Consider the following 20,899-nt stretch of genomic DNA (forward strand, 5'->3'; position numbering starts at 1 on the left):
GGAAGGCGAGCGCTCCGGGAAAGGCGAGGTGAGCACTTCAGTGAACTTCTGGGACTACCTCGGCAACCGGCACCAACAGTTGCTGACGGACGCCTACCAGCACGCCAGCGCCGTCTTCCAGTGCATGGTCGTGGCGACCCTCATCGGCGTACTGATCGGCGTCCTCACCTACCGCAGCGAGTGGGCGGGCAATCTGGCCACCACCGCCACCTCCACCATCCTCACCATCCCCTCGCTCGCCATGATCGGTCTGCTGATCCCCGTCGTCGGGCTCGGTGTCGCGCCGACGGTCATCGCGCTGACCCTCTACGGCCTGCTGCCGATCGTGCGCAACGCCATCGTCGGCCTGCGCGGCGTCGACCCCTCGCTCGTCGACGCGGCGAAGGGCATCGGGATGTCGCGGGCCGCCCGGCTCTTCAAGGTGGAGCTGCCGATCGCCTGGCCGCCGATCCTGACCGGCATCCGGGTCTCCACGCAGATGCTGATGGGCATCGCGGCCATCGCCGCGTACGCCTCCGGGCCCGGGCTCGGCAACGAGATCTTCCGCGGCATCGGCTCGCTCGGCAGCAAGAACGCGCTCAACCAAGTGCTCGCGGGCACGCTGGGCATCATCGTCCTGGCGCTGCTCTTCGACGCCGCGTACGTCCTGATCGGCCGGCTGACGATCTCAAGGGGTATCCGTGTCTGAGACCACCGCCGCCACCACCTCCGGGTCCACCGCCTCCGGAGCCGACTCCGGGGCCGCCGGGACCTCCGGGGCCACCTCCGGGGCCACGATCGAGCTGGAGAACCTGACCAAGCGCTACCCGGGCAGCCACGAGCCGGCCGTGGACAGCGTCAGCATGGAGATCAAGGCGGGCGAGACCGTCATCTTCGTCGGCCCCTCCGGCTGCGGTAAGTCGACCACCCTGAAGATGATCAACCGCCTCATCGAGCCGACCAGCGGCCGCATCCGCATCGACGGCGAGGACGTCACCGACATCGACCCGGTGAAGCTGCGCCGCAAGGTCGGGTACGCGATCCAGTCATCCGGCCTCTTCCCCCACATGACGGTCGCCCAGAACATCGCCCTCGTGCCGAAGATGATCGGCTGGGGCAAGTCGCGGATCAAGTCACGGGTGGAGGAGATGCTGGACCTGGTCGGCCTAGACCCGGGCGAGTTCCACGGCCGCTATCCGCGCCAGCTCTCCGGCGGACAGCAGCAACGCGTCGGCGTGGCGCGGGCGTTGGCGGCCGACCCGCCCGTGCTCCTGATGGACGAGCCGTTCGGCGCGGTCGACCCGATCACCCGCGACCACCTCCAGGACGAGCTGATCCGGCTCCAGCACGAGCTGCACAAGACGATCGTCTTCGTCACCCACGACTTCGACGAGGCGATCAAGCTCGGCGACCGCATCGCCGTACTGCGGGAGCGCTCGCACATCGCGCAGTTCGACACCCCCGAGGCGATCCTCACCAACCCCGCCGACGACTTCGTGTCGGGCTTCGTGGGCGCGGGGGCCGCGCTCAAGCGTCTCAACCTCACGCGCGTACGGGACGTGGAGATCGCGGACATCCCGACGGTGACCGTCGACGACCCGTTGCAGACCATCTTCGACAAGCTGCGCGTCAGCGGCGTCAACGAACTGCTCCTGCTCGACAAGCGCGGCCGCCCCTACAAGTGGCTGCGGCGCGGGGACCTGATGCGCGCCAAGGGCTCGCTGGCCCGCGCGGGCACCCTCGTCCACGACACGGTGACCCGCGACGCCACGCTGCGCGACGCGCTGGAAGCGGTGCTCACGGACAACGCGGGCCGGGTCGCGGTGACCGGTCGGCGCGGGGAGTACACGGGCGTCGTCGACATGGAGACGCTGATGAACTCCGTCCACGAGATGCTGGAGGCCGACCGTCTGGACGCCGTCGAGCACCAGCACGAACTGGAGGAGCAGCGCGCCCAGTTGACCCACCAGGAGCAGGAGGGCGCGGGCTACGGCGATCCCGGAGGGGCGGCGAAGGCATGAGGCCCGACGAGCGCCGCCCCCAAGGGGAGCACGAGGTCAAGGGCCTCGCGTTCCGTGACGTCGGCGAGGACGAGCAGGAGGCGCCGCCCGCGCCCGCGGCCGGGCGGCAGCCGCGCCGGGTCACCTGGCAGAAGGTGACGTTCCTGCCCGCCGTGCTCGCGGTGATCCTGCTGCTCACCTGGTGGTGGTTCCAGCAGGCCGACCTGGACTCGATCTCCAGGAACGCGCTGGCGAACGGCAACGTGTGGCTCAGGCTCCGCCAGCACATCGAACTCACCGCGATCTCCACCTTCTTCGTCCTCATCATCGCCATCCCGCTCGGCATCCTGCTGACCCGCGGGAAGCTGCGCAGGGCGGCGCCCGCCGTGATGGCCCTGGCCAACATCGGCCAGGCGACCCCGGCGATCGGCCTCCTCGCCCTCCTGGTGATCTGGCTGGGCATCGGCGAGAAGGCGGCCCTGATCGGCATCATCACCTACGCCGTCCTGCCGGTCCTGTCCAACACGATCGCGGGCCTGAAGGCGAACGACCCGACGCTCCTGGAGGCGGCGCGGGGCATCGGCATGTCGCCGCTCGGCGTCCTCGGCAGGGTCGAACTCCCGCTGGCCGTACCGCTGATCCTGGCGGGCGTGCGCACGGCGCTCGTCCTGAACGTCGGCACGGCGACGCTGGCCACCTTCGGCGGAGGCGGCGGCCTCGGCGACCTGATCACGACGGGGATGACGAACCAGCGCATGCCGGTCCTGATGCTCGGCTCGATCCTGACGATCGCGCTCGCGCTCCTGGTGGACTGGCTGGCCTCACTGGCCGAACTTGTCCTGCGCCCGCGCGGGTTGGAGGTGCGGTCATGAGGGTTACGTGGCGTACGGGCGGCCTCGCCGTGCTGGCGGGAGCCCTCCTGGTGAGCTGCGGCCTCACCAGCGGCAGCCCCATGGTGGACGACGTGAAGCCGGGCTCCATCGGCAAGGGCCTGCCCCTCAAGGGCGCGGACCTCACCGTCACCTCCAAGGAGTTCACCGAGCAGCTGATCCTCGGCGCGATCATGGGCATCGCCTTCGAGGCGGCGGGCGCGGACGTGCTCGACCGCACGGGCATCCAGGGCTCGATCGGTGCGCGCGAGGCCGTCAAGGGCGGTGACGCGGACGCCATGTACGAGTACACGGGCACCGCCTGGATCACGTACCAGGGCAACACCGAGCCCATCGACGACCCGCACAAGCAGTGGCAGGCGGTGCGCGACGCGGACCTGAAGAACGGCATCACCTGGCTCGCGCCCGCCACGCTCAACAACACGTACGCGCTGGCGATGAACGGCCGGAACGCGGCGAAGTACAAGACGAAGACGCTCTCGGACGTGGCGTCCCTCTCCAAGTCCGACCCGAAGGCGGTCACGCTCTGCGTGGAGAGCGAGTTCGCCTCCCGCGAGGACGGCCTGCCGGGCATGCAGAAGGAGTACGGGATGAGCGTCCCGTCCGCCAACATCACCAAGATGGACACCGGCATCATCTACACGCAGGCGTCCAAGGGGTCGTGCACGTACGGCGAGGTCTTCACCACGGACGGCCGCATCAAGGCGATGGACCTGACGACGATGGAGGACGACAAGCGCTTCTTCCCCAACTACAACGCGGCCCCCGAGATCAACAGCAAGTCCCTGGAGCGGCACCCGGAGATGGCGGAGATCCTGGCCCCCATCACCAAGGCCCTGAACAACACGGTGGCGCGGGACCTCAACTCGAAGGTGGACGTGGACGGCCAGGACCCGCACGCGGTGGCGAAGGAGTGGCTGGTCCAGGAGGGGTTCGTGAAGGAGTAGTCCCGCTACGAAGGCCCGCTACAAAGACTCCGTTGCAGAGAAAGCATTGCAACGGAGTCTTTGCATGCCTACGCTGACAGGCATGACGGCACCCAAGTCCCGCCGGACGGTCACGCTGGACGCCCGCTCCCTGCGCGGGCTCGCTCATCCGCTGCGGATCCGCCTGCTCGGTTCACTGCGGCGCGACGGCCCCGCCACCGCCTCCCAACTGGGCGTGCGGCTCGGCGAGTCGAGCGGGTCGACCAGCTACCACCTGCGGCAGCTGGCGGCGCACGGATTCGTCGAGGACGCCCCGGAGCGGGGCAAGGGCCGGGAGCGGTGGTGGCGGGCGGCGCACCAGGGGACGAGTTTCGACGACGCGCTGCTGCACGACGCGGACCCGACCGTGCGCGGGGCCGCCCAGCTCTACCTCCACGAGGTGGCGTCCCTCTACATCGAAGCGCTGTCCACGTGGGTCGGCACGAGCCACGAGTGGCCGGAGGAGTGGATCGCCAGCTCGGACATGAGCGACGCCATGCTGCGGCTGACCCCCGAGCGGACCGCCGAACTGAAGGACAGGATCCACGAGGTCATCGAGGGCTTCCGCGAGTCGGCGAGCGACGAGCACGACCCACGAGCGGCCCTCGTCCGCATCCAGACACAGCTCATCCCGACGCGCCCCACCGACTGAAGGGCTGACGACCATGCACCCTGACATCCACCTGAGGCTGCACCACGACCGCGCCGCCAAGTTACGGCACGCGGCACCCCCGCGGCGCACACGCCCTCACCCACGTATACGTACGCAACTCGGCTGGACGCTCGTGGAGTTGGGGCTGCGGCTGGTCAGCAGCTCGGGAGTTCGCCGCCCTTGCCCAGCGCCCGCAGCGCCTCGACCGTCCCCTTCAGCGTCGTGACCGGGACGAGGCGCAGCCCCTTGGGGAGTTCCGCCTTGGCGTCCGCGCACTCGGCCCGCGGCACCAGGAAGACCGACGCGCCGTCGCGCCGCGCGCCCTGCGTCTTCAGGGCGACGCCGCCGACCGGGCCCACCTCGCCGGAGGCGGTGATCGTGCCGGTGCCCGCGATGTCGCGGCCGCCCGTGAGGTCGCCGCCGCTGCCGTCGCCGTCCAGCTTGTCGATGATGCCGAGCGACAGGAACAGGCCCGCGCTGGGGCCGCCGACCTTGCCGAGGTCGACCCGGACGTCCGCCTTGCCGGTGTCGTCGTAGCCGTTCGCCTTCAGATAGGCCATGGCCGCCTTGACCGCCTCGTCCTGCGACTTCTTCATGTCGCCGAGGTTGTGCTTCTGGACTTCCTTCACGTCGTCGCCGGTCGGATAGACCGAGTCCTTCGGCATCACGGCACGGTCGGTCCGGAACCACCCGTCGACCACGTCACCGAGCCGCACGTCCATCTGCGGCCCCGTCGCCGCGATCGTCGTCATGCGCAGAGCACCCTTGGTCTCCCGGGTGGGGACGCCGCTGATGGTGAGCACGGGCTTGCCCTCGTACTTGCCGAGCACGTTCGCCGTACCGCCGGGCTGCGCCACGGCGAACGGCAACGGCGCGACCGCCGCGACGGCGAGCAGGGCCACGACGGGCAGGGCGCAGACGGCGAGGGCCTGGCCCCGGCTGAATCGAGCGAAGGAGAAAACCACGGGATCAATCTAACGTGACGAAAACGCGACGGGTCCGGCGGACAGGGACGAGCAATATCTAGCCCGTCCGGCGATTGAGGACAAGCTCGGCGCAGCCGGCGGGATCAAGCCCGTCCGGCGCTTGAGGACGAGCCAGGCGCAGCCGGCGACAGACCGAGCCCCAGCTCAGCGCAACGCATCGGCGACTTCGCGCGCCGCGTCCACCACCCGCGGCCCCACCCTCTCCGGCACGGAGTCCGCCAGCATCACCACGCCCACGCTGCCCTCTATCCCCGTCACCCCGACCAAGGGCGCCGCGGCCCCGCTCGCCCCGGCCTCCAGCTCGCCGTGGGTGAGCGCGTAACCGGGGTCCGTCACCAGCCCCTGCCGGGCCGCCAGGATGGCGCGGCCCGCCGCACCCCGGTCCAGGGGGTGGCGGAAACCCGTGCGGTACGCCACGTGGTAGTCCGTCCACGTCGGCTCCACCACCGCGACCGCGAGGGCCTCCGTGCCGTCGACGAGCGTCAGATGCGCCGTGGCCCCGATGTCCTCGGCGAGCGAGCGCAGCGCCGGCAGCGCGGCCTCCCGCACCAGCGGATGCACCTGGCGGCCGAGCCGCAGCACGCCGAGGCCGACGCGGGCGCGCCCGCCGAGGTCCCGTCGTACGAGCGCGTGCTGTTCGAGGGTGGCGAGCAGGCGGTACACCACGGTGCGGTTCACGCCGAGCTTGTTGGACAGCTCGGTGACCGTGAGGCCATGGTCGGTGTCGGCCAGCAGCTTGAGGACGCGCAGTCCTCGGTCCAGCGTCTGGGATGTCTCCGCGGTCACGACGCCCACTCCTTAAGTGAGGGTCGGCGACCTCCTTACGCGGCGGTTGCGCCGCCGGTCCCGTGGGCGACGCGCGTCAGAGGCCGCCGGTCGGAACACCGGCTGCGCTCCGCGGCGGCGCTGCCACGGGGCGTGTGCGTTGCGGGGACAGTAGCGAGGCCGTCCCGCTCAGCGGAAGACTCCGTCCAGAATCCGGGCATGCAGACGTCCCCGGCGCCCCCCATTGCCCCGTTACGCGGGGGGTGTCACTTCATGCGGGTGGCCCATTCCTGCACCTTCTCGATGCGCTGCCGCAGCTGCCCCGCGGTGGCCTCCGCGCTCGGCGGTCCCCCGCAGGTGCGGCGCAGCTCGGTGTGGATGACGCCGTGCGGCTTGCCGCTCTGGTGGACGTACGCGCCGACCATCGTGTTCAGCTGCTTGCGCAGCCCCAGCAGCTCCTTGTGGGAGACCACGGGCCGCCGCTCGGCGGGCAGCTCAAGGAGGTCCGCCTCCTCGTCCGGCTTCTTCCTGCTGTGCGCGATCTGCCGGGCCTGCCGCTTCTGGAGCAGCATCTGCACCTGGTCGGGTTCGAGGAGGCCGGGGATGCCCAGGTAGTCCTGCTCCTCCTCGCTCCCCGGGTGGGCCTGCATGCCGAACTCGGCGCCGTCGAAGAGCACGCGGTCGAAGACGGCCTCGGACTCCAGCGCCTCGAAGGAGAACTGCTCCTGCTCCCCGGTGTCCTCGTCCTCCTGCTTGTTCGCCTCGTCCATCTCCTTCTCGGACTCGGCGTAGGGGTCCTCCTCCCCCTCCTTCTTCGGCTTGTCGAGGGCGTGGTCGCGCTCGACCTCCATCTCGTTGGCGAAGGTGAGCAGGTCGGGGACGGTCGGCAGGAAGACGGACGCGGTCTCGCCGCGCCTCCGGGAACGTACGAATCGACCGACGGCCTGCGCGAAGAAGAGCGGCGTCGAGATCGTCGTCGCGTACACGCCCACCGCCAGGCGCGGCACGTCGACGCCCTCGGAGACCATGCGGACGGCGACCATCCACCGGTCGGTGCCCTCGCTGAAGTCGTCGATGCGCTTGGAGGCCCCGGCGTCGTCGGAGAGGACGAGGGTCGCCTTGGTGCCGGTGATCTCGCGGATCAGCTTGGCGTAGGCGCGGGCGGAGTCCTGGTCGGAGGCGATGACGAGCCCGCCCGCGTCCGGGATGGCCTTCCTGACCTCGGTGAGCCGCGTGTCGGCGGCCTTGAGCACGTTCGGCATCCACTCGCCGCGCGGGTCGAGGGCGGTACGCCAGGCCTGCGAGACGGCGTCCTTGGTCATCGGCTCGCCGAGCCGGGCGGCGATCTCGTCCCCCGCCTTCGTACGCCACCGCATGTTGCCGGAGTAGGAGAGGAAGATGACGGGCCGCACGACGCCGTCGCCGAGCGCGCTGCCGTAGCCGTAGGTGTAGTCGGCGGCGGAGCGCCGGATTCCGTCGTTGCCCTCCTCGTACGTGACGAAGGGGATGGGGTTGGTGTCGGACCGGAAGGGCGTACCGGTCAGCGCGAGCCGCCGCGTGGCGGGCTCGAAGGCCTCCAGGCACGCCTCGCCCCACGACTTGCTGTCGCCCGCGTGGTGGATCTCGTCGAGGATGACGAGCGTCTTGCGCTGCTCGGAGCGGTTGCGGTGCAGCATCGGCCGCACGCCGACGCCCGCGTAGGTCACGGCGACGCCGTGGTACTCCTTGCTGAGCGGTCCGGCGCTGTACTCGGGGTCCAGCTTGATGCCGATACGAGCGGCCGCCTCCGCCCACTGCTTCTTCAGGTGCTCGGTGGGCGCGACCACGGTGACCTGCTGCACGACGTGGTGGTGCAGCAGCCAGGACGCGAGCGTGAGCGCGAAGGTCGTCTTGCCGGCGCCGGGGGTGGCGACGGCCAGGAAGTCTCGCGGCTGCTCCTGGAGGTACCGCTCCATCGCGCCCTGCTGCCAGGCGCGCAGCTTGTTGGCGGTGCCCCAGGGGGCGCGGCCGGGAAAGGCGGGCGAGAGGTGGTGGGAGGAGTTGGCGGCGGCGCTGGTGGTAGTCACGGTCTCCGGGATTTGCAGCTCGGGTACGTACGACAACCGGGCCACCTTACCGGTGGGCCGACGCCGGGGACTCTCCGACGGCCCCCGGCGCCTCGATGTGGGAGGCGGGTCACACGGAGGCCGGGACCGGCTCCCGCGACGCCTCGGTCCGGCGCCGGTAGTAGTGCACGGTGACCGCGCCAAGGAGCGGCCCCCAGAAGAGCAGCGGGGCGTAGACGATGTTGAGCAGCCAGATGCCCCAGGTGCTGGCTTCCATGTCCGGATTGAGCGAGGTGTAGACGAAGAGCGCGCCGAAGACAGTCGTGGCGAGCGCGCCGAGGCCCGCCAGAGTGGTCCCCACCATGACCGGGACCTCGCGCCCGCCCAGCCAGGGGATCCAGCGCGGCCACGTCTCCCCCCAGCTCTGCACGAGACCGAGCGTGAGGAACGCGAGGACCTCGGAGATCAGGCTGAGGGCGACCAGGGCCAGCGACCCGAGGCCGGGCGCCCCCATCTGCTCGTACTCGGATTGCGCGAGCCCCACGGGGACGCCGAGGGCGATGGCCACCCGCCAGATCGCGGAGGGCACATTGGTCAGCGCGGCGCCCACCGCGGCGAGCCGGGCCCAGCGCGGCACATCGGGTAACACATGCATTTTCGGCATGCCGCCAGGCTCGTCGACGGGGCGCGCGCACGCATCGACCCCCGGGTCCATCCCCTCTCCCCCGCGAGGCTTACCCGCGCGTACGGGAGGCGTACGTGAGGAAATGGGACCAGGTGGAGGGGGTGAGGGTGAGGTGGGGGGCCTGGGGGGTCTTGGAGTCGCGGACGTGGATGGTGCGGGGGGTGGGGGCGGCGACTTCGACGCAGTCGCTGCCGTCGCCGCTGCTGCTGTAGCTGCTTTTGTGCCAGCCCTGGGCGACCTCTACGCAGTCGCCTGACTCGTTGCTGCTGCTGTAGCTGCTCTTGCGCCAGTCGAGGGCGACCTCGACACAGTCGTTGGGGTCGCTGCTGCTGCTGTAACTGCTCTTGAACCAGTGCAGCTCGGAACCGGGTCCAGCAGCGGCTTCGCGGATCATGTCTCTCCCAGCACTCGCTCGATAAAGGCCAATGACTCCCGCGGCGGGAGAGCCTGGGCCCGGATGATGCCATACCGCAGTTCGAGGATACGGAGCTGCTTCGGGTCCGAGACCGGGCGGCTGTTGAACGCACCGTCAGAACGCCCCATTGCGGTCCCGTCCCCGAATTTGAGCACCTCGATCAAGCCCGCCGTGCCCGGGTGACCCTCGTGGTCAGTCGGCATCACCTGGATCTCGACGTTTGGCAACTGCCCCAGCTCCAACAGCCGTTCAAGTTGCCGACGCAGCACCATCCTCCCTCCGATCGGGCGCCGAAGCGTCACCTCTTCCTGGACAAAGCTGAGATCCGGGGAAGGCGCACGTTCGAAGATGGACCGCCTGGCCATGCGCGCCGCCAGCGCCCGCTCCGTCTCACTGCTGGACAGCACGGGCCGCCACGTACCGAGCAATGCCCGCGCATACTCCTCCGTCTGCAACAACCCATGGATGTTGTGGTTGCTGTAGAGGCACACCTCGACCGCCCGCTCCTCCAGCTTCGCCAGTTGCCGCACCTTCTTCGGATACCTGGCCTCCCGCATCTTCTCCTTCATGGCGGAGACGAGCCCGTTGGCCCCCAGCACCTCATCGGCCATGTCCAGATACTCGGGCCGAGGAATCCGCGCCCCGCGCTCGATCTTGCGGACCATGTCCTCCCCGTAGCCGACCGCGTCGGCGAACTCCGCGACGCGGAGCCCCGCCGCCTCCCTCCGCAGCTTCAGGTGCTGGCCGACCATCTCGACCGCCGCGCTGATCTCGTCCTCCGGGTCGACGTCCCAACCGGGTTCATCCACACCGTCGTTGCGTTCTTCCACCGCGCCCACCTCCGACGTCCGACCAAGTCCAACGCGCACCCGTACCCGTACGTCACCCAAGACAGCCGAGACAACGCGGGACAAGGACGGGACAAACGCGGTACGCACGGCCGGAAGCACTGTTCACGGCGCACCCGCACGGCCACGCTGAGTGACGTGAACCAAGAAACCGCCGGGGCCGAAGCCCCTTCCCCCACGCTCCAGTTCACGGCCCTGTTCTCCGCCACGCGACGCGGCGCCCGCCTTGCCCGGCTCCTGGCACGGGAGCAACTGCGCAGATGGGATCGCCCGTACGACACCGCGGAGCACATCGTCGCCGAGCTGGCGAACAACGCCGTGCTGCACGGCCACGTGCCCGGCCGGAGCTTCCGGCTCGCCCTGAAGGTCACCGGCGCGGACACGCTCCGTATCGAGGTGACGGACGCACGCGTGGACCGGAGTCCGCCGCCGCACCCCCGGCGACCGTCCCTCGGCGAGGAGTCGGGCCGGGGCCTGCTCCTGGTCGAGGCGCTGGCCGACCGCTGGGGCACGGACCTGCGGCCGCCCTCGTACGGCCCGTGCAAGACGGTCTGGGCGGAGCTGGACGCGCCGCGGCCGACATAGCTCAGGCCATGCTGAGGGCGCCGTCGAGGGACTCACGGATGATGTCCGCGTGCCCCGCGTGCTGCGCGGTCTCGCCGATGATGTGCAGCAGTGTCCGGCGGGCCGTCCACCGCGCTCCGGCCTCGAACCAGGGGGCTTCGGGGAGCGGGTGGGAGACGTCGAGGTCGGCCAGACCGCGCACCACCTCATCCGTGGTACGGGCGACTTCGGCATACGCGTCCAGCACTCCGGCAAGCGTCTCGCCGGGCAGCATCCGGAACTCGTCGTTGCGCCGGGCCCAGTCGTCCTCGGTCATGTCGGTCACGTCGCCCAGGGCCGGGAGACCCTCCTGGATGAAGGCGACCCAGACCCGCTCGACCGAGGTGACGTGCTTGATGATGCCGCCGACGCACAGCTCGCTGGCGGTGCTGCGCAGGCCGGCCTGCTCGTCCGTGAGGTCGCGTGCCGTGCGGCGGAGCATGGTCCGGTGGTGGTCCAGCGCTTCCAGCAGGTCAGCGCGCTCGCCGGTGATCGCCGGCTGGTTGAAGGTCGTGGTGTCGGTTCCGGGCATGGTGGTGGCCGCCTTCCGTGGGTACCGCTCCGCAGGAACAAGCACCACGCTAGGAGGCGAATAGGCCAGGGCCCGGCCTATATAAACGGGGCATGGCAGTCACATTGCGGGCCCAGCCGTTCCCTTGAGACTTCGCGGCCGCCCCGGCTACGTTCGAGGAGTCAGGTCGACGACTTGGCCGTGTGCCCGAGTGGCTGAGGGGCTGGACTGCAAATCCAGTAACGCGGGTTCGATTCCCGCCACGGCCTCTGCCTCCCGTGCCCGCGCATTGCCCGGTTACTCAGATCCTCACGCCCCTCCGACGCCACAATGGCGGAGGACGAGGCAGGGGGAGCCACGGGCGAGAGGTGCCGGGTGGAGGCTGGGGATTACATCGCGGTGGCGAGTTCCGCCGTGTCCAGTGGGGCCGTCGCCGTCGCCTGGTGGCAGGTCCGGGTCGCGAAGCACTCGACCGACGCCCAGACGGCACAGCTGCGGCAGCAGATGGCCCATGTGCTGGAGGAGCGGGACAAGGCGGACTGCCCGCAGTTCATCATGCAGGAGACGGAAGCCCGCCCCGGCGACGGTCACGGCCTCGAAGTGATCGCCCTCATCAAGCAGACCTCCGGTGCCCTCCTGAGAGAGGCCCGCGTCACCGTCCACCTCAACCACGAACCCGCCCACGTCGTCGGCGCGGGCGAGGACGGCACCCTTCTGTGGCCGCACACCGGCCCCACCGCCGAGAAGCGGCTGACGCTCCGGGCGCCCACGGGACACCGCGGGCCGCTGGAGATCCGCGCCGACCTCACCTGCCACGAGGCGAGCGGCGACCGCACATGGGAATGCCGCGTCTTCGGTTACCCGCACGCGGAGTGGGAGCAGATCCTCGAAAGCATGGGCTCGCCACCGTCCCCGCCCTCGGCGTCCCGGCCGTCCCCGCCGCCCTCACCGCCGCTGCCCCCGCTCCCGCTCGGAGCCACGCCCAGCACTCGCCGGGCCCTCGATGAGGTGACGCGTCGGCGCGCCGTGTTCTCGCCTCTCGACGGCATCGAGGCGGCCCTGCCCACGCTCCCCGGATTCAGCTACCCCACCCTGCTCCACCCCGAGGACATCGGCCTGCTGGCCGCCACGCCCGTACTGACGCGGACGGTCCCCGGCCACGAGGACGGCGATCACCTCCACGACGACATCTGGTGAACGTCACCCGGCCGGGTCCACCCGCGCCTCGCCCACCCGCGCCTCCTCCAACCGCCCCAGAATCGCGTCCACCGTCTCCTCCACCGACATCTCCGAGCTGTCCAGCCAGAGGCCGAGCCGTGGGGTCGTCTCGCGCAGGCCCGTGTCCAGGTCCTGGACCGTCCACGCGCCGTAGCCCGTCTTGCCGCGGCCGGACTCGCGGGCGGCGACCACGTCGGGGCGCGGGGCGAGGACGATCACGTACAGGGGGCGGGTCCGCACGAGGTCCACGTACGTCTTCAACTCCGGGCCCAGGATGACGTCCTGGACGATCACCGTGAAGCCCGCGCTCGCGTACTCGTCCGCCGTGGACGCCGACAGGCCGTAGCGCAGGCGGAGTTGGGCCTCGGCCTCCTCCCCGGCGCCGGGCTCGAACTCCGCGCCGCCCGAGACGATCATCCGCCGGTAGACGTCACCGCGGACATGCGCCGCCTTCGGCAGCCGCTCGGCCAACGCCTGGGCCACCGTGGACTTTCCGGACGCCATGATGCCGGTGATGACGATGACACCGGTGGGGTGAGGGGAGGTAGTCATGTCGTCCATCGTGCCACCGGGCCCCGCCCGACGGCCGCCGGTTATCGCGGAGGTTACTGCGGGGCCGCCACCGCCGCCTGCGGGCGGATGGGGAGGCGGTTGACCGGGCGGCCCGTCGCCGCGCGGACCGCCGCCGCGATCGCCGCGGGGGACGTCACGACCGGCACCGCGCTCGCCGCCTTCGCGCCGAAGGGGGCGACGACGTCCCGCTCCTCCACCAGCTTCACGATGCGGATGTCCGGGGTGTCGAGGGCCGTGGGAAGGGCGTACCCCGTGAGGTCGGGGTGGCGGACGATCCCCCGTGGCGTGCGGAGGTTCTCCGTCAGCGCCGCGCCCACGCCCTGGGTGACGCCCGCCTCGATGCGGGTCCGCAGCTGGGCGGGGTTGAGGATGCGGCCCACGTCCTGGGCGACGGCCAGCTCGACGACCCGTACCGAGCCGATCTCCACGTCGACGTCGACGACCGCGCGGATCGCGCAGAACGCCATGCCCACGAACGCGTCGCCCTGCCCGGCCTCGTCCAGCGGCTCGGTCGGATGCGGGCGGCACTGGGCCGTGGCCCACAGCTCCTTGCCGTCCAGCGCCTCGGTGACCGTCGTGGAGAGCACGCCGTCGTACGAGGTGATCTTGCCGTCCGTGATCTGGAGCAGCTCGGTGGACATGCCGAACTTGTGGGCCAGCGGCTGGAGCAGCTGCGTACGGACCATCTTCGCCGCGCGCTCCACCGCGCCGCCCGACACCCACGTGTGGCGGCCGCGGCAGCTCGGGCCCGCCGGGGGCTGGTCGGTGTCGACGGGGGCGACCCGGACATCGTCGATGCCGAGGGTCTCCTGGACGATCTGGCGGGCCAGCGTGGTGAAGCCCTGACCGGTCTCGACGGCCGCGCAGATCACCGTGGCGACGCCGTCGTGGACCTTGACCGTGGCCGTGGAGACCTCGTCCGTGCCCTCGGCGCCGAGGAGCTGGACCATGCCGAGGCCGTAGCCGACCCCGCGCCGCACGGCGGAGGGTTCGCCCGCGCCCTCGGGGCCGCCGGGCAGCAGCCACTCGTCCTCGGGGGTGTCCTTGGGCAGACCGGGCAGCGGGAAGTCCCGTACGGCGGCGAGGAGTTCGGCGACCGGGGCCGGGCACGTCACCGTCTGGCCGGTGGGCATGATGTCGCCGGTCGCCATGGCGTTGCGCAGCCGCAACTCGGCCGGGTCGACGCCCAGCTTCTTGGCGATCTTGTCCATCTGGGCCTCGTACGCGGCGCACACCTGCATGGCGCCCTCGCCCCGGACATGCCCGGAAGGCGGGTTGTTCGTACGGACCGCCCAGCCCTCGATGAAGGCGTTCGGCACGACGTAGGGGCCGCAGGCGAAGGAGACGGCCGCGGCCAGGGCCTCCGAGGAGGTGTCCGCGTACGCGCCCGCGTCGAGCAGGATCTGCGCCTCGACCTTGACCAGGCGGCCTTCGGCGTCCGCGTGGTGGCGGTAGCGCAGGAGCGTGGGGTGGCGGTGGGCGTGGCCGAGGAAAGACTCCTCGCGGGTCGCGGTGAGCTTGACGGGGCAGCCGGTCCGCAACGCGAGGAGTCCGAGGGGGAGTTGGAAGCTCGCGTCCTCGCGGTCGGCGGTCGCGCCCGGCACGCCCGTGACGACGACCTTGACCTGTTCGGGCGGCAGGCCGTAGCAGGCGGCGGCCCGGTCGCGGTCCGCGTGCGGGTCGGTGGAGGCGACGTACAGCTCCACTCCCCCGTCGGGGCGCGGCACGGCGAGGCCCGCCTCCGCGCCGATCGGCGCGGGGTCCTGGCGGCCGATGCGGTAGAGGCCCTCGACGACGATCTCGCCCGCGGCCTCCGGGTCGCCGTGGCGCAGCGGGATGTGGCGGATCAAGTTGCCGTCGGGGTGCAGCGGTTCGGCCTCGAAGGCCTTCTCCGGGTCGGTGACCGGCTCAAGCACCTCGTACTCGACGATGACGGCGGCCGCCGCCATCCGCGCGGTGTCGGGGTGGTCGGCGGCGACGGCGGCGATGGGCTCGCCGTGGTGGCGTACGACGTCGGAGGCGAAGACCGGCCGGTCCGGCGTCCTGCGCCCGTGCAGCGCGTCGCCTGGCACGTCCTCGTGGGTGACGACGGCACGCACACCCGGCATCTCGCGCGCGTGGCTGGTGTCGATGGAGACGATGCGGGCGTGCGCGTGCGGGGAGCGCAGGACCGCCGCCCACAGCAGGCCCTCGGCCCACAGGTCGGAGGCGTAGGGGAAGGTGCCCTCGGTCTTGGCGCGGCACTCCGCGGGCGGCAGGGACGCGCCGATGCCGTGCGGCAGCGGCTCGGGGCCCGGCGCGGCAGCGGGCGCGGCCGTGGTGGTGGCCGCGGTGGTGGTCTCGTCGCTCACGCCTGGCCTCCGTCCTGGCCGTAGGGGCCGTGCGGTTCTTCGTACGCACCGTCGTCGTACGCGTTCTGGTGGACGCCGCCCGCGCCCGGGCCCGCCTGATGCGGGATGCGGGCCTCTTCGGCGCGCTCGTCCTGGGCCGGGGTGGACGCCTCGCGCTCGGCGACCACCTCGCGCACGGCGTCGAGCACACCGCGGTAGCCCGAGCAGCGGCAGAGGTTGCCGCAGAGCGCGCGACGGGTCTCCAGGTCGCTGGGGGCGGGGTTGCCCTCAAGGAGGTCGTGCACGGTCATGGCCATGCCCGGCACACAGAACCCGCACTGCACCGCGCCGCACGCGGCGAGCGCGCGCTGCACGTCGGAGGGCTGCCCGTCGACGGCGAGGCCCTCGACGGTACGGATCTCGCTGCCCGCGGTGGTGGCGGCGGGCACCAGGCAGGAGGCGACGAGGCGGCCGTCCACCTGGACGTTGCAGGCCCCGCACTCGCCCTGCGAACAGCCGTCCTTGGCGCCCGCGAGGCCGAGCCGCTCCCGCAGGACGTAGAGCAGGGACTCGCCGATCCAGGCGTCGGTGACGGGCCGGTCGGTGCCGTTCACGCGCAGGACGTAGGAGCCGAGGGGGTGGTCGTCGTGGAGGGGGTTGGGGGCGATGACGGGGGCGTCGGCCGCCTCCGGTGCCGCGTCGTCGGCGGCGCCGGGCTCGTCCGGGGTGCCCGGTTCATCCAGGGCGCCCGGTTCATCCAGGGCGCCCGGTTCATCCAGGGCGCCCGGTTCGTCGGTGACGTCCGCGACTTCCGCCGCGTCCGCTTCCTCCGGTACGTCACCGGGCTCCGCGAGGGCTTCGGCAGGGTCGGCGGGGACAGCGGGCTCAGCGGGCTCGGCGTGTCCGGCGGGCACGTCGAGCCCGCTGAGCCCGCTGTCCCCATCCACGGAGTCGGCGGCCTCATGCGCGGGCGCCCGCTCGGCGACCTCGACCGCGTCCGCCCCCGCGTGCACCGGCTCCGCGACGGCCACCGGCTCCGCGACGGCCTGGGCCTCCGCGGCCACCATGGCCTCCTGCGCGACCTCGGCGGCGCCCTGGACCTCTTCGGCGGCCACCGCGGCCTGCGCCGCCTGCGCGGCTCTCGCCGCCTCGATGCCCGACTGCCCGGCGGGCGGCACGCTGACCGCCCGCAGCAGCGTCGTCCGCTCGAAGCCGCTCTCCTGCGGCGCGCCCGGCGCTTCCAGCGCGCCCGGCGTCTCCTCGGGCGCGGTCTGCTCCAACGCCTCCTGGGGCTGCGCACCCCACGGCGCACCGGCCCCCGCACCCGTCGCCCACGGCGCGGGCGCGCCGCCCGGCAGGGTCGCGGGAGGCATACCGCCCCCGGGCCAGGAGTTCAGCTGCGTACGGACGGGATAGCCGCCGTCGCCGGTCAGCGAGGAGGCCGTGAACTCGCCCGATTCGTCCGGGAGATCACCACCGGCGACCGGGATCGACCACTGCCCCGTGATGTCGGACGAGGGCGCGGCGCCCCCCTGCCCGTACTGCTGCTCATAGCCCTGCTGCTCATAGCCCTGGCCGTACTGCTGCTGCTCGTACCCCTGGCGCTCGTACGCCTGCTGCTCGTACCCCTGCTGGTGCTCGTACGCCTGGTACCCCGCCGCGTCGCTCTCGGCGAAGCTCCACTGTCCGGTCGCCCGGGGGTCGTAGCCGGGGTTCTCCGCCGCCTGCTCGGGCTGGGTCTGGGTCTGGGTCTGCGGCTCCTGCGCCGTGCCCGCCTCGGGCCACCGCACCGTCCGCCCGCCGCCGGCCGCGCCCGTCACCTCGGGCGGCATGACCCAGGCGCCCGTGGCCGCCGGGTCGGTGGCGTCGGCGGTGGTCGGGTTGACCGTTATCTGCGGCGGCACATAGCCGTGGCCGGGCGCGGCGAGCGGGGCGTCCAGCATGCCCTCGGGGAGCTGCACGAACGCCGTGGCGTCCGAGTCGTACTCGCCCTGCGGATGCGGCTGCCAGCCGCCGCCGTTGTGGGTGTTCTGTTCGTCGCTCACGACAGCGCCCTCCCCAGTGCTCGTCGGGCCAGCGCGGCGACGGTGCGCCGCAGGTGCAGTACGCCGGGCGGCAGCGGCTGTTCGGTGCCGTCGGCCGCCGGGGGCTGGTCGGGGACGCAGGCGGCGGCGACGTACTCACCGAAGGCGGTGACCGCCTCCGGGACGAGGCTGCCGCGCTCGCCGTCCCAGTCGATCAGCGAGGCGACCCACTGCTCGGCCTCCAGGGGCCGCAGCGGCATCGGCGCGATGGCGCCGACCGCGCACCGCACGGCGCGCCGCGCGGGGTCGAGGACCAGCGCGACGGACGCGATCGCGCGGCCGGGGCCGGTGCGTCCCGTCGCCTTGAGGAAGACCTGGGGGGCGTGGAGCAACGGCACGCGCACGAAGCCGATCAGCTCGCCGGGGCGGAGCATCTCCATGCCCGCGAGCAGATGCGCGACGGGGACCTCGCGGCGGGCGCCACCGGGCCCCGCGATGATCAGCACGGCTTCGAGGGCCGCGAGGACGGGCAGCGCGTCGCCGGTCGGCGCGGCCGAGGCGATGTTGCCGCCGAGGGTGCCCGCGTTGCGGATCTGGGGCGGTCCCGCGGCGCGCGCGGCGGCGGCCAGGGCGGGGAAGAGCGCGGCGAAGTCGGGGCGGCCCATGCGGGCGTGGGTGAGACCGGCGCCGAGCAGGCCGTGCCCGTCCTGGTACTGCCAGCCGCGGATCTCGCTGATGCGGCCGAGGCCGACGAGGGCGGCGGGGCGCAGCTGTCCCGAGTTGACCGAGGCCATCAGGTCCGTGCCGCCGGCGACGGGCACGGCGGCGGGCATGGCGGCGAGTGCCGCCACGGCCTCGTCGAGCGTGGCGGGCAGCTTCACCGACTGCGGTGTCTGCGCCGCCTGCGGTGCGTGCGTGGTCAAAACCGGCTGCCCCTTCCCGATGCCCGGCCGCGTACTTCACCTACGTCGCGTACGTGAAGCGCTCGCCGTTCGCGACGTGTCGCCGTTACGCCTGTTCCGCCGTACGGTACGTGCTCCCAACCCGGACGTGGCAACTCTGGCACATCTTCGCAGGGCCCCGACGCGGGGGTCCGCTAGGAGGCATTCGTCCCCAGACCAGGGGGATATGCCGTTTTCGCACGGCTTCCGGCGGCCCGTGCGCGGGGCTCGTCGCGGCCCGCGCGGGAAGGCGCGGGCCGCCGGGTCCAGGCACTCGGACGGGGACCTCACACGTTCGGGGGCGGCCCCTCGATCGGGCGGCCGAGGTCACTGCTGGTCAGCCCTTCGGGGGCGGGCCTCTGCTGTCGCGGCAACGGGCCGGTCGGCGGGCGGTAGTCGACGCCGAGCGCGTCAAGTCGCGCGTAATGGGCCGTCATACGCCGTTCGAAGTCCGCGAAGTCGCGCTCGTCGGGCGCCGGGAGGCGGCGCCAGGCGACCTCGCAGAACGCGGCGAGGCGCGGGAACACCTGGTAGTCCACGCGTCCCTGGTGCTCCATCACCTCGGTCCAGACGTTGGCCTGGGTGCCGAGGACGCGCGCGGCCTCCTCCTCGGTGAGTTCGGCGGGGACGGGCTCGAAGCGGTAGACGTCCTGAAGGGTGCGGACGAAGCCGATGGGCATCGGTTCGTCGGGGCCGCCGTCCTGCCGGTGGTCCAAGTACACGTGCTGCTCGGGGCACATGATGACGTCGTGGCCGGACTTGGCGGCGGCGATACCGCCCCGGTAGCCGCGCCAGGAGGAGACGGTGGCGCCCTCGGCGAGCCCGCCCTCCAGGATCTCGTCCCAGCCGATGAGCCGCCGCCCGCGGGCCGTGAGCCACTGGTCGAAGTGGCGGATGAACCAGCTCTGGAGCCCGTCCTCGCCCTCGACGCCCAGCTCCTTGATGCGGGCCTGCGCGGCGGCCGAGGCCTTCCACTGGTCCTTGGGGCACTCGTCGCCGCCGACGTGGACGAAGGTGGACGGGAAGAGGTCGAGGATCTCCTCGAAGACACCTTCGTAGAAACGGAGTACGTCCTCGGTGGGGGCCAGCACGTTCTTGCTGACGCCCCAGGTGTCCCAGACGGTCAGCGCCTCGGTGTCGACGACGTCGGTGTTGCCGAGGTGCGGGTAGGCGCTGATCGCGGCCTGCGAGTGGCCCGGGATGTCGATCTCGGGGACGACGGTGATGTGCAGGGAGTCCGCGTAGGCGACGATCTCGCGGATGTCGTCCTGGGTGTAGAAGCCGCCGTGCGGGCGCTCCTCCCACAGTGGCGACCTGCGGTGGCCCCACTTGGTGCGGGCCCGCCAGGAGCCGGTCTCCGTGAGCTTCGGGTGGCGCTTGATCTCCACGCGCCAGCCCTGGTCGTCGGTGAGGTGGAAGTGGAAGACGTTGAGCTTGTGGGCGGCGAGCAGGTCGAGGTAGCGCAGGACGCCTTCCTTCGGCATGAAGTGCCGGGAGACGTCGAGCATCATGCCGCGCCAGCCGAAGCGGGGGGCGTCCTCGATGGCGGCGCCGGGCAGGGAGTGCCGCGCGCCCGGCCGCAGCGGCGCGCGCCGGAAGGCGTCGGGACCGAAGAGCTGGCGGAGTGTCTGGGCGCCCCAGAAGACGCCCGCGGCGGCGCCGCCGCGGATCTCGACGCCGGTGTCGTCGATGGTGAGCCGGTACGCCTCCGGCTCCAGGGAGGCGTCGATGAGCAGGGCGACGGAGTCCGCCGCGCCCTCGGCGCCGGGTGGCAGCGGCAGGCCGAGGGCGGCGCCGAGCGTGGTGCGCAGCCAGCGCTCGGTGGACTCGGTGCCGGGGCCCGCCCACAGGGTGGTGGAGGGTCCGGCGGCGAAGGAGGAACCGGGCACGGCCTCGGCGTGTGCGGGCGCCGGGATGAGCTGGTCAAGGGTCATGCCGCGCAAGGCTGTCACGCGAGGGCACATCGCAAAAGGGGCGTTGCGGTACACGCAACGCCCCTCGGGCCACGGGACGGGAAGCCACGGAGAAGTGGCCCCGCGAGGGTTACTTCTTGCCGTCCTTGCCGCCCTTGTCCTTGTCGCCGCCGGCGCCCATGGACTCGTAGATCTCCTTGCACATGGGACAGACGGGGTACTTCTTCGGGTCGCGGCCGGGGACCCACACCTTGCCGCAGAGCGCGACGACGGGGGTCCCGTCGAGCGCGCTCGCCATGATCTTGTCCTTCTGGACGTAGTGCGCGTAGCGCTCGTGGTCGCCGTCACCGTGCGACACCTGCGGCGTCGGCTCTACGAGGGTCCCCGTACCTGCCCCGCGCTCGGGCTCGGGCTCAAGAGTGCTCATAGGGGCCAAGGGTACTCACGCCGGCCGCGTCCCGGCATCGCCCGTACCGCGGCGCCCCGCCAGGGGGGACCGGTTTCGTACCGCGCGGCCCGGTGGGGGTTGCTCGCGCAGTTCCCCGCGCCCCTTACG

20 protein-coding genes and 1 tRNA gene are annotated in these 20,899 nt (G+C 71.9%); 8 read left to right on the top strand and 13 right to left on the bottom strand.

The genetic code is table 11. The annotated features are described in order from the left end of the window. The first annotated feature begins 40 nt into the window (after positions 1 to 40). From DMA15_RS13785 to DMA15_RS13810, 5 genes are all read left to right on the top strand, one after another. The gene (locus tag DMA15_RS13785; RefSeq protein ID WP_125517751.1) at positions 41 to 688 is read left to right on the top strand and encodes an ABC transporter permease; all 648 of its coding nucleotides are present in this window, start codon (positions 41 to 43) and stop codon (positions 686 to 688) included. Positions 689 to 776: 88 nt separating this feature from the next. Further along, positions 777 to 2,000: a betaine/proline/choline family ABC transporter ATP-binding protein gene (locus tag DMA15_RS13795; RefSeq protein ID WP_125517749.1), complete on the top strand. Its 1,224-nt coding sequence runs from the start codon at positions 777 to 779 to the stop codon at positions 1,998 to 2,000. Next, positions 1,997 to 2,851: an ABC transporter permease gene (locus tag DMA15_RS13800; RefSeq protein WP_125513053.1), complete on the top strand. Its 855-nt coding sequence runs from the start codon at positions 1,997 to 1,999 to the stop codon at positions 2,849 to 2,851. Before DMA15_RS13795 ends, DMA15_RS13800 begins: the two co-directional genes overlap by 4 nt. After that, positions 2,848 to 3,816, top strand: coding sequence for a glycine betaine ABC transporter substrate-binding protein (locus DMA15_RS13805; protein ID WP_125513054.1), 969 nt, complete (start codon positions 2,848 to 2,850; stop codon positions 3,814 to 3,816). The genes DMA15_RS13800 and DMA15_RS13805 overlap by 4 nt, the downstream gene beginning before the upstream one ends. An 82-nt stretch (positions 3,817 to 3,898) precedes the next feature. Next, positions 3,899 to 4,486, top strand: coding sequence for a helix-turn-helix domain-containing protein (locus DMA15_RS13810; protein ID WP_125513055.1), 588 nt, complete (start codon positions 3,899 to 3,901; stop codon positions 4,484 to 4,486). A gap of 155 nt (positions 4,487 to 4,641) precedes the next feature. Here DMA15_RS13810 and DMA15_RS13820 read toward each other — a convergent pair whose 3' ends face one another. The 6 genes from DMA15_RS13820 to DMA15_RS13845 all read right to left on the bottom strand — a co-directional run bounded on the left by DMA15_RS13820 (position 4,642) and on the right by DMA15_RS13845 (position 10,212). After that, on the bottom strand, positions 4,642 to 5,451 hold the full coding sequence (locus tag DMA15_RS13820) for a S16 family serine protease (protein WP_125513057.1): 810 nt from the start codon (positions 5,449 to 5,451) through the stop codon (positions 4,642 to 4,644). Between the two features lie 165 nt (positions 5,452 to 5,616). Then, positions 5,617 to 6,258, bottom strand: a complete 642-nt coding sequence (locus DMA15_RS13825) for a helix-turn-helix domain-containing protein (protein WP_055702359.1) — start codon at positions 6,256 to 6,258, stop codon at positions 5,617 to 5,619. Positions 6,259 to 6,503: 245 nt separating this feature from the next. Further along, positions 6,504 to 8,303 (bottom strand): DEAD/DEAH box helicase, encoded by a 1,800-nt coding sequence (locus tag DMA15_RS13830; protein WP_125513058.1) that lies wholly within the window; start codon positions 8,301 to 8,303, stop codon positions 6,504 to 6,506. 109 nt (positions 8,304 to 8,412) lie between these two features. Beyond that, positions 8,413 to 8,946, bottom strand: coding sequence for a hypothetical protein (locus tag DMA15_RS13835; RefSeq protein WP_240659785.1), 534 nt, complete (start codon positions 8,944 to 8,946; stop codon positions 8,413 to 8,415). Between the two features lie 70 nt (positions 8,947 to 9,016). After that, the gene (locus tag DMA15_RS13840) at positions 9,017 to 9,361 is read right to left on the bottom strand and encodes a DUF397 domain-containing protein (RefSeq protein WP_125513059.1); all 345 of its coding nucleotides are present in this window, start codon (positions 9,359 to 9,361) and stop codon (positions 9,017 to 9,019) included. Continuing rightward, positions 9,358 to 10,212 carry a helix-turn-helix transcriptional regulator gene (locus tag DMA15_RS13845; RefSeq protein WP_240659786.1) on the bottom strand — a complete coding sequence of 285 codons (855 nt, stop codon included), beginning with the start codon at positions 10,210 to 10,212 and terminating at the stop codon, positions 9,358 to 9,360. Before DMA15_RS13845 ends, DMA15_RS13840 begins: the two co-directional genes overlap by 4 nt. Positions 10,213 to 10,359: 147 nt before the next feature. Here DMA15_RS13845 and DMA15_RS13850 point away from each other — a divergent pair, with 147 nt between their 5' ends. Next, complete coding sequence (locus tag DMA15_RS13850) at positions 10,360 to 10,815, top strand: ATP-binding protein (RefSeq protein ID WP_125517755.1); 456 nt, start codon at positions 10,360 to 10,362, stop codon at positions 10,813 to 10,815. 1 nt (position 10,816) lies between these two features. On the opposite strand, the gene DMA15_RS13855 is transcribed toward DMA15_RS13850, so the two are convergent. Continuing rightward, positions 10,817 to 11,365, bottom strand: coding sequence for a DinB family protein (locus DMA15_RS13855; RefSeq protein WP_125513061.1), 549 nt, complete (start codon positions 11,363 to 11,365; stop codon positions 10,817 to 10,819). A 176-nt stretch (positions 11,366 to 11,541) separates the two neighbouring features. Between DMA15_RS13855 and DMA15_RS13860 the strand changes: the two genes are divergently transcribed. Then, a tRNA-Cys gene (locus DMA15_RS13860) sits at positions 11,542 to 11,613 on the top strand. A gap of 130 nt (positions 11,614 to 11,743) precedes the next feature. Further along, positions 11,744 to 12,541 carry a hypothetical protein gene (locus DMA15_RS13865; protein WP_125513062.1) on the top strand — a complete coding sequence of 266 codons (798 nt, stop codon included), beginning with the start codon at positions 11,744 to 11,746 and terminating at the stop codon, positions 12,539 to 12,541. Positions 12,542 to 12,544: 3 nt separating this feature from the next. On the opposite strand, the gene DMA15_RS13870 is transcribed toward DMA15_RS13865, so the two are convergent. The 6 genes from DMA15_RS13870 to DMA15_RS13895 form a co-directional block, all read right to left on the bottom strand. Continuing rightward, entirely contained in the window at positions 12,545 to 13,123 is a 579-nt protein-coding gene (locus tag DMA15_RS13870; protein WP_125513063.1) for an AAA family ATPase, read from the bottom strand. 44 nt (positions 13,124 to 13,167) lie between these two features. Beyond that, entirely contained in the window at positions 13,168 to 15,486 is a 2,319-nt protein-coding gene (locus DMA15_RS13875) for a molybdopterin cofactor-binding domain-containing protein (protein ID WP_125513064.1), read from the bottom strand. Continuing rightward, positions 15,483 to 17,510, bottom strand: coding sequence for a (2Fe-2S)-binding protein (locus DMA15_RS13880; RefSeq protein WP_206302728.1), 2,028 nt, complete (start codon positions 17,508 to 17,510; stop codon positions 15,483 to 15,485). Before DMA15_RS13880 ends, DMA15_RS13875 begins: the two co-directional genes overlap by 4 nt. After that, positions 17,507 to 18,412, bottom strand: coding sequence for an FAD binding domain-containing protein (locus tag DMA15_RS13885; protein WP_125513065.1), 906 nt, complete (start codon positions 18,410 to 18,412; stop codon positions 17,507 to 17,509). Before DMA15_RS13885 ends, DMA15_RS13880 begins: the two co-directional genes overlap by 4 nt. A gap of 305 nt (positions 18,413 to 18,717) precedes the next feature. Then, the gene (locus tag DMA15_RS13890; RefSeq protein ID WP_125513066.1) at positions 18,718 to 20,364 is read right to left on the bottom strand and encodes a beta-N-acetylhexosaminidase; all 1,647 of its coding nucleotides are present in this window, start codon (positions 20,362 to 20,364) and stop codon (positions 18,718 to 18,720) included. Between the two features lie 109 nt (positions 20,365 to 20,473). Continuing rightward, positions 20,474 to 20,770, bottom strand: a complete 297-nt coding sequence (locus DMA15_RS13895) for a DUF3039 domain-containing protein (protein WP_033263869.1) — start codon at positions 20,768 to 20,770, stop codon at positions 20,474 to 20,476. Positions 20,771 to 20,899: the final 129 nt, after the last annotated feature.

It is taken from the genome of Streptomyces sp. WAC 01529, assembly GCF_003945545.1.
Taxonomy (GTDB): domain Bacteria; phylum Actinomycetota; class Actinomycetes; order Streptomycetales; family Streptomycetaceae; genus Streptomyces; species Streptomyces anatolicus.

What these genes read in the sequence shown, in the direction of transcription:
- DMA15_RS13835 (WP_240659785.1), bottom strand. Translation starts at nt 8,946, where the DNA reads ATGCCGAAAATGCATGTGTTACCCGATGTGCCGCGCTGGGCCCGGCTC.
- DMA15_RS13810 (WP_125513055.1), top strand. Translation starts at nt 3,899, where the DNA reads ATGACGGCACCCAAGTCCCGCCGGACGGTCACGCTGGACGCCCGCTCC.
- DMA15_RS13800 (WP_125513053.1), top strand. Translation starts at nt 1,997, where the DNA reads ATGAGGCCCGACGAGCGCCGCCCCCAAGGGGAGCACGAGGTCAAGGGC.
- DMA15_RS13855 (WP_125513061.1), bottom strand. Translation starts at nt 11,365, where the DNA reads ATGCCCGGAACCGACACCACGACCTTCAACCAGCCGGCGATCACCGGC.
- DMA15_RS13895 (WP_033263869.1), bottom strand. Translation starts at nt 20,770, where the DNA reads ATGAGCACTCTTGAGCCCGAGCCCGAGCGCGGGGCAGGTACGGGGACC.
- DMA15_RS13840 (WP_125513059.1), bottom strand. Translation starts at nt 9,361, where the DNA reads ATGATCCGCGAAGCCGCTGCTGGACCCGGTTCCGAGCTGCACTGGTTC.
- DMA15_RS13805 (WP_125513054.1), top strand. Translation starts at nt 2,848, where the DNA reads ATGAGGGTTACGTGGCGTACGGGCGGCCTCGCCGTGCTGGCGGGAGCC.
- DMA15_RS13870 (WP_125513063.1), bottom strand. Translation starts at nt 13,123, where the DNA reads ATGGACGACATGACTACCTCCCCTCACCCCACCGGTGTCATCGTCATC.
- DMA15_RS13890 (WP_125513066.1), bottom strand. Translation starts at nt 20,364, where the DNA reads ATGACCCTTGACCAGCTCATCCCGGCGCCCGCACACGCCGAGGCCGTG.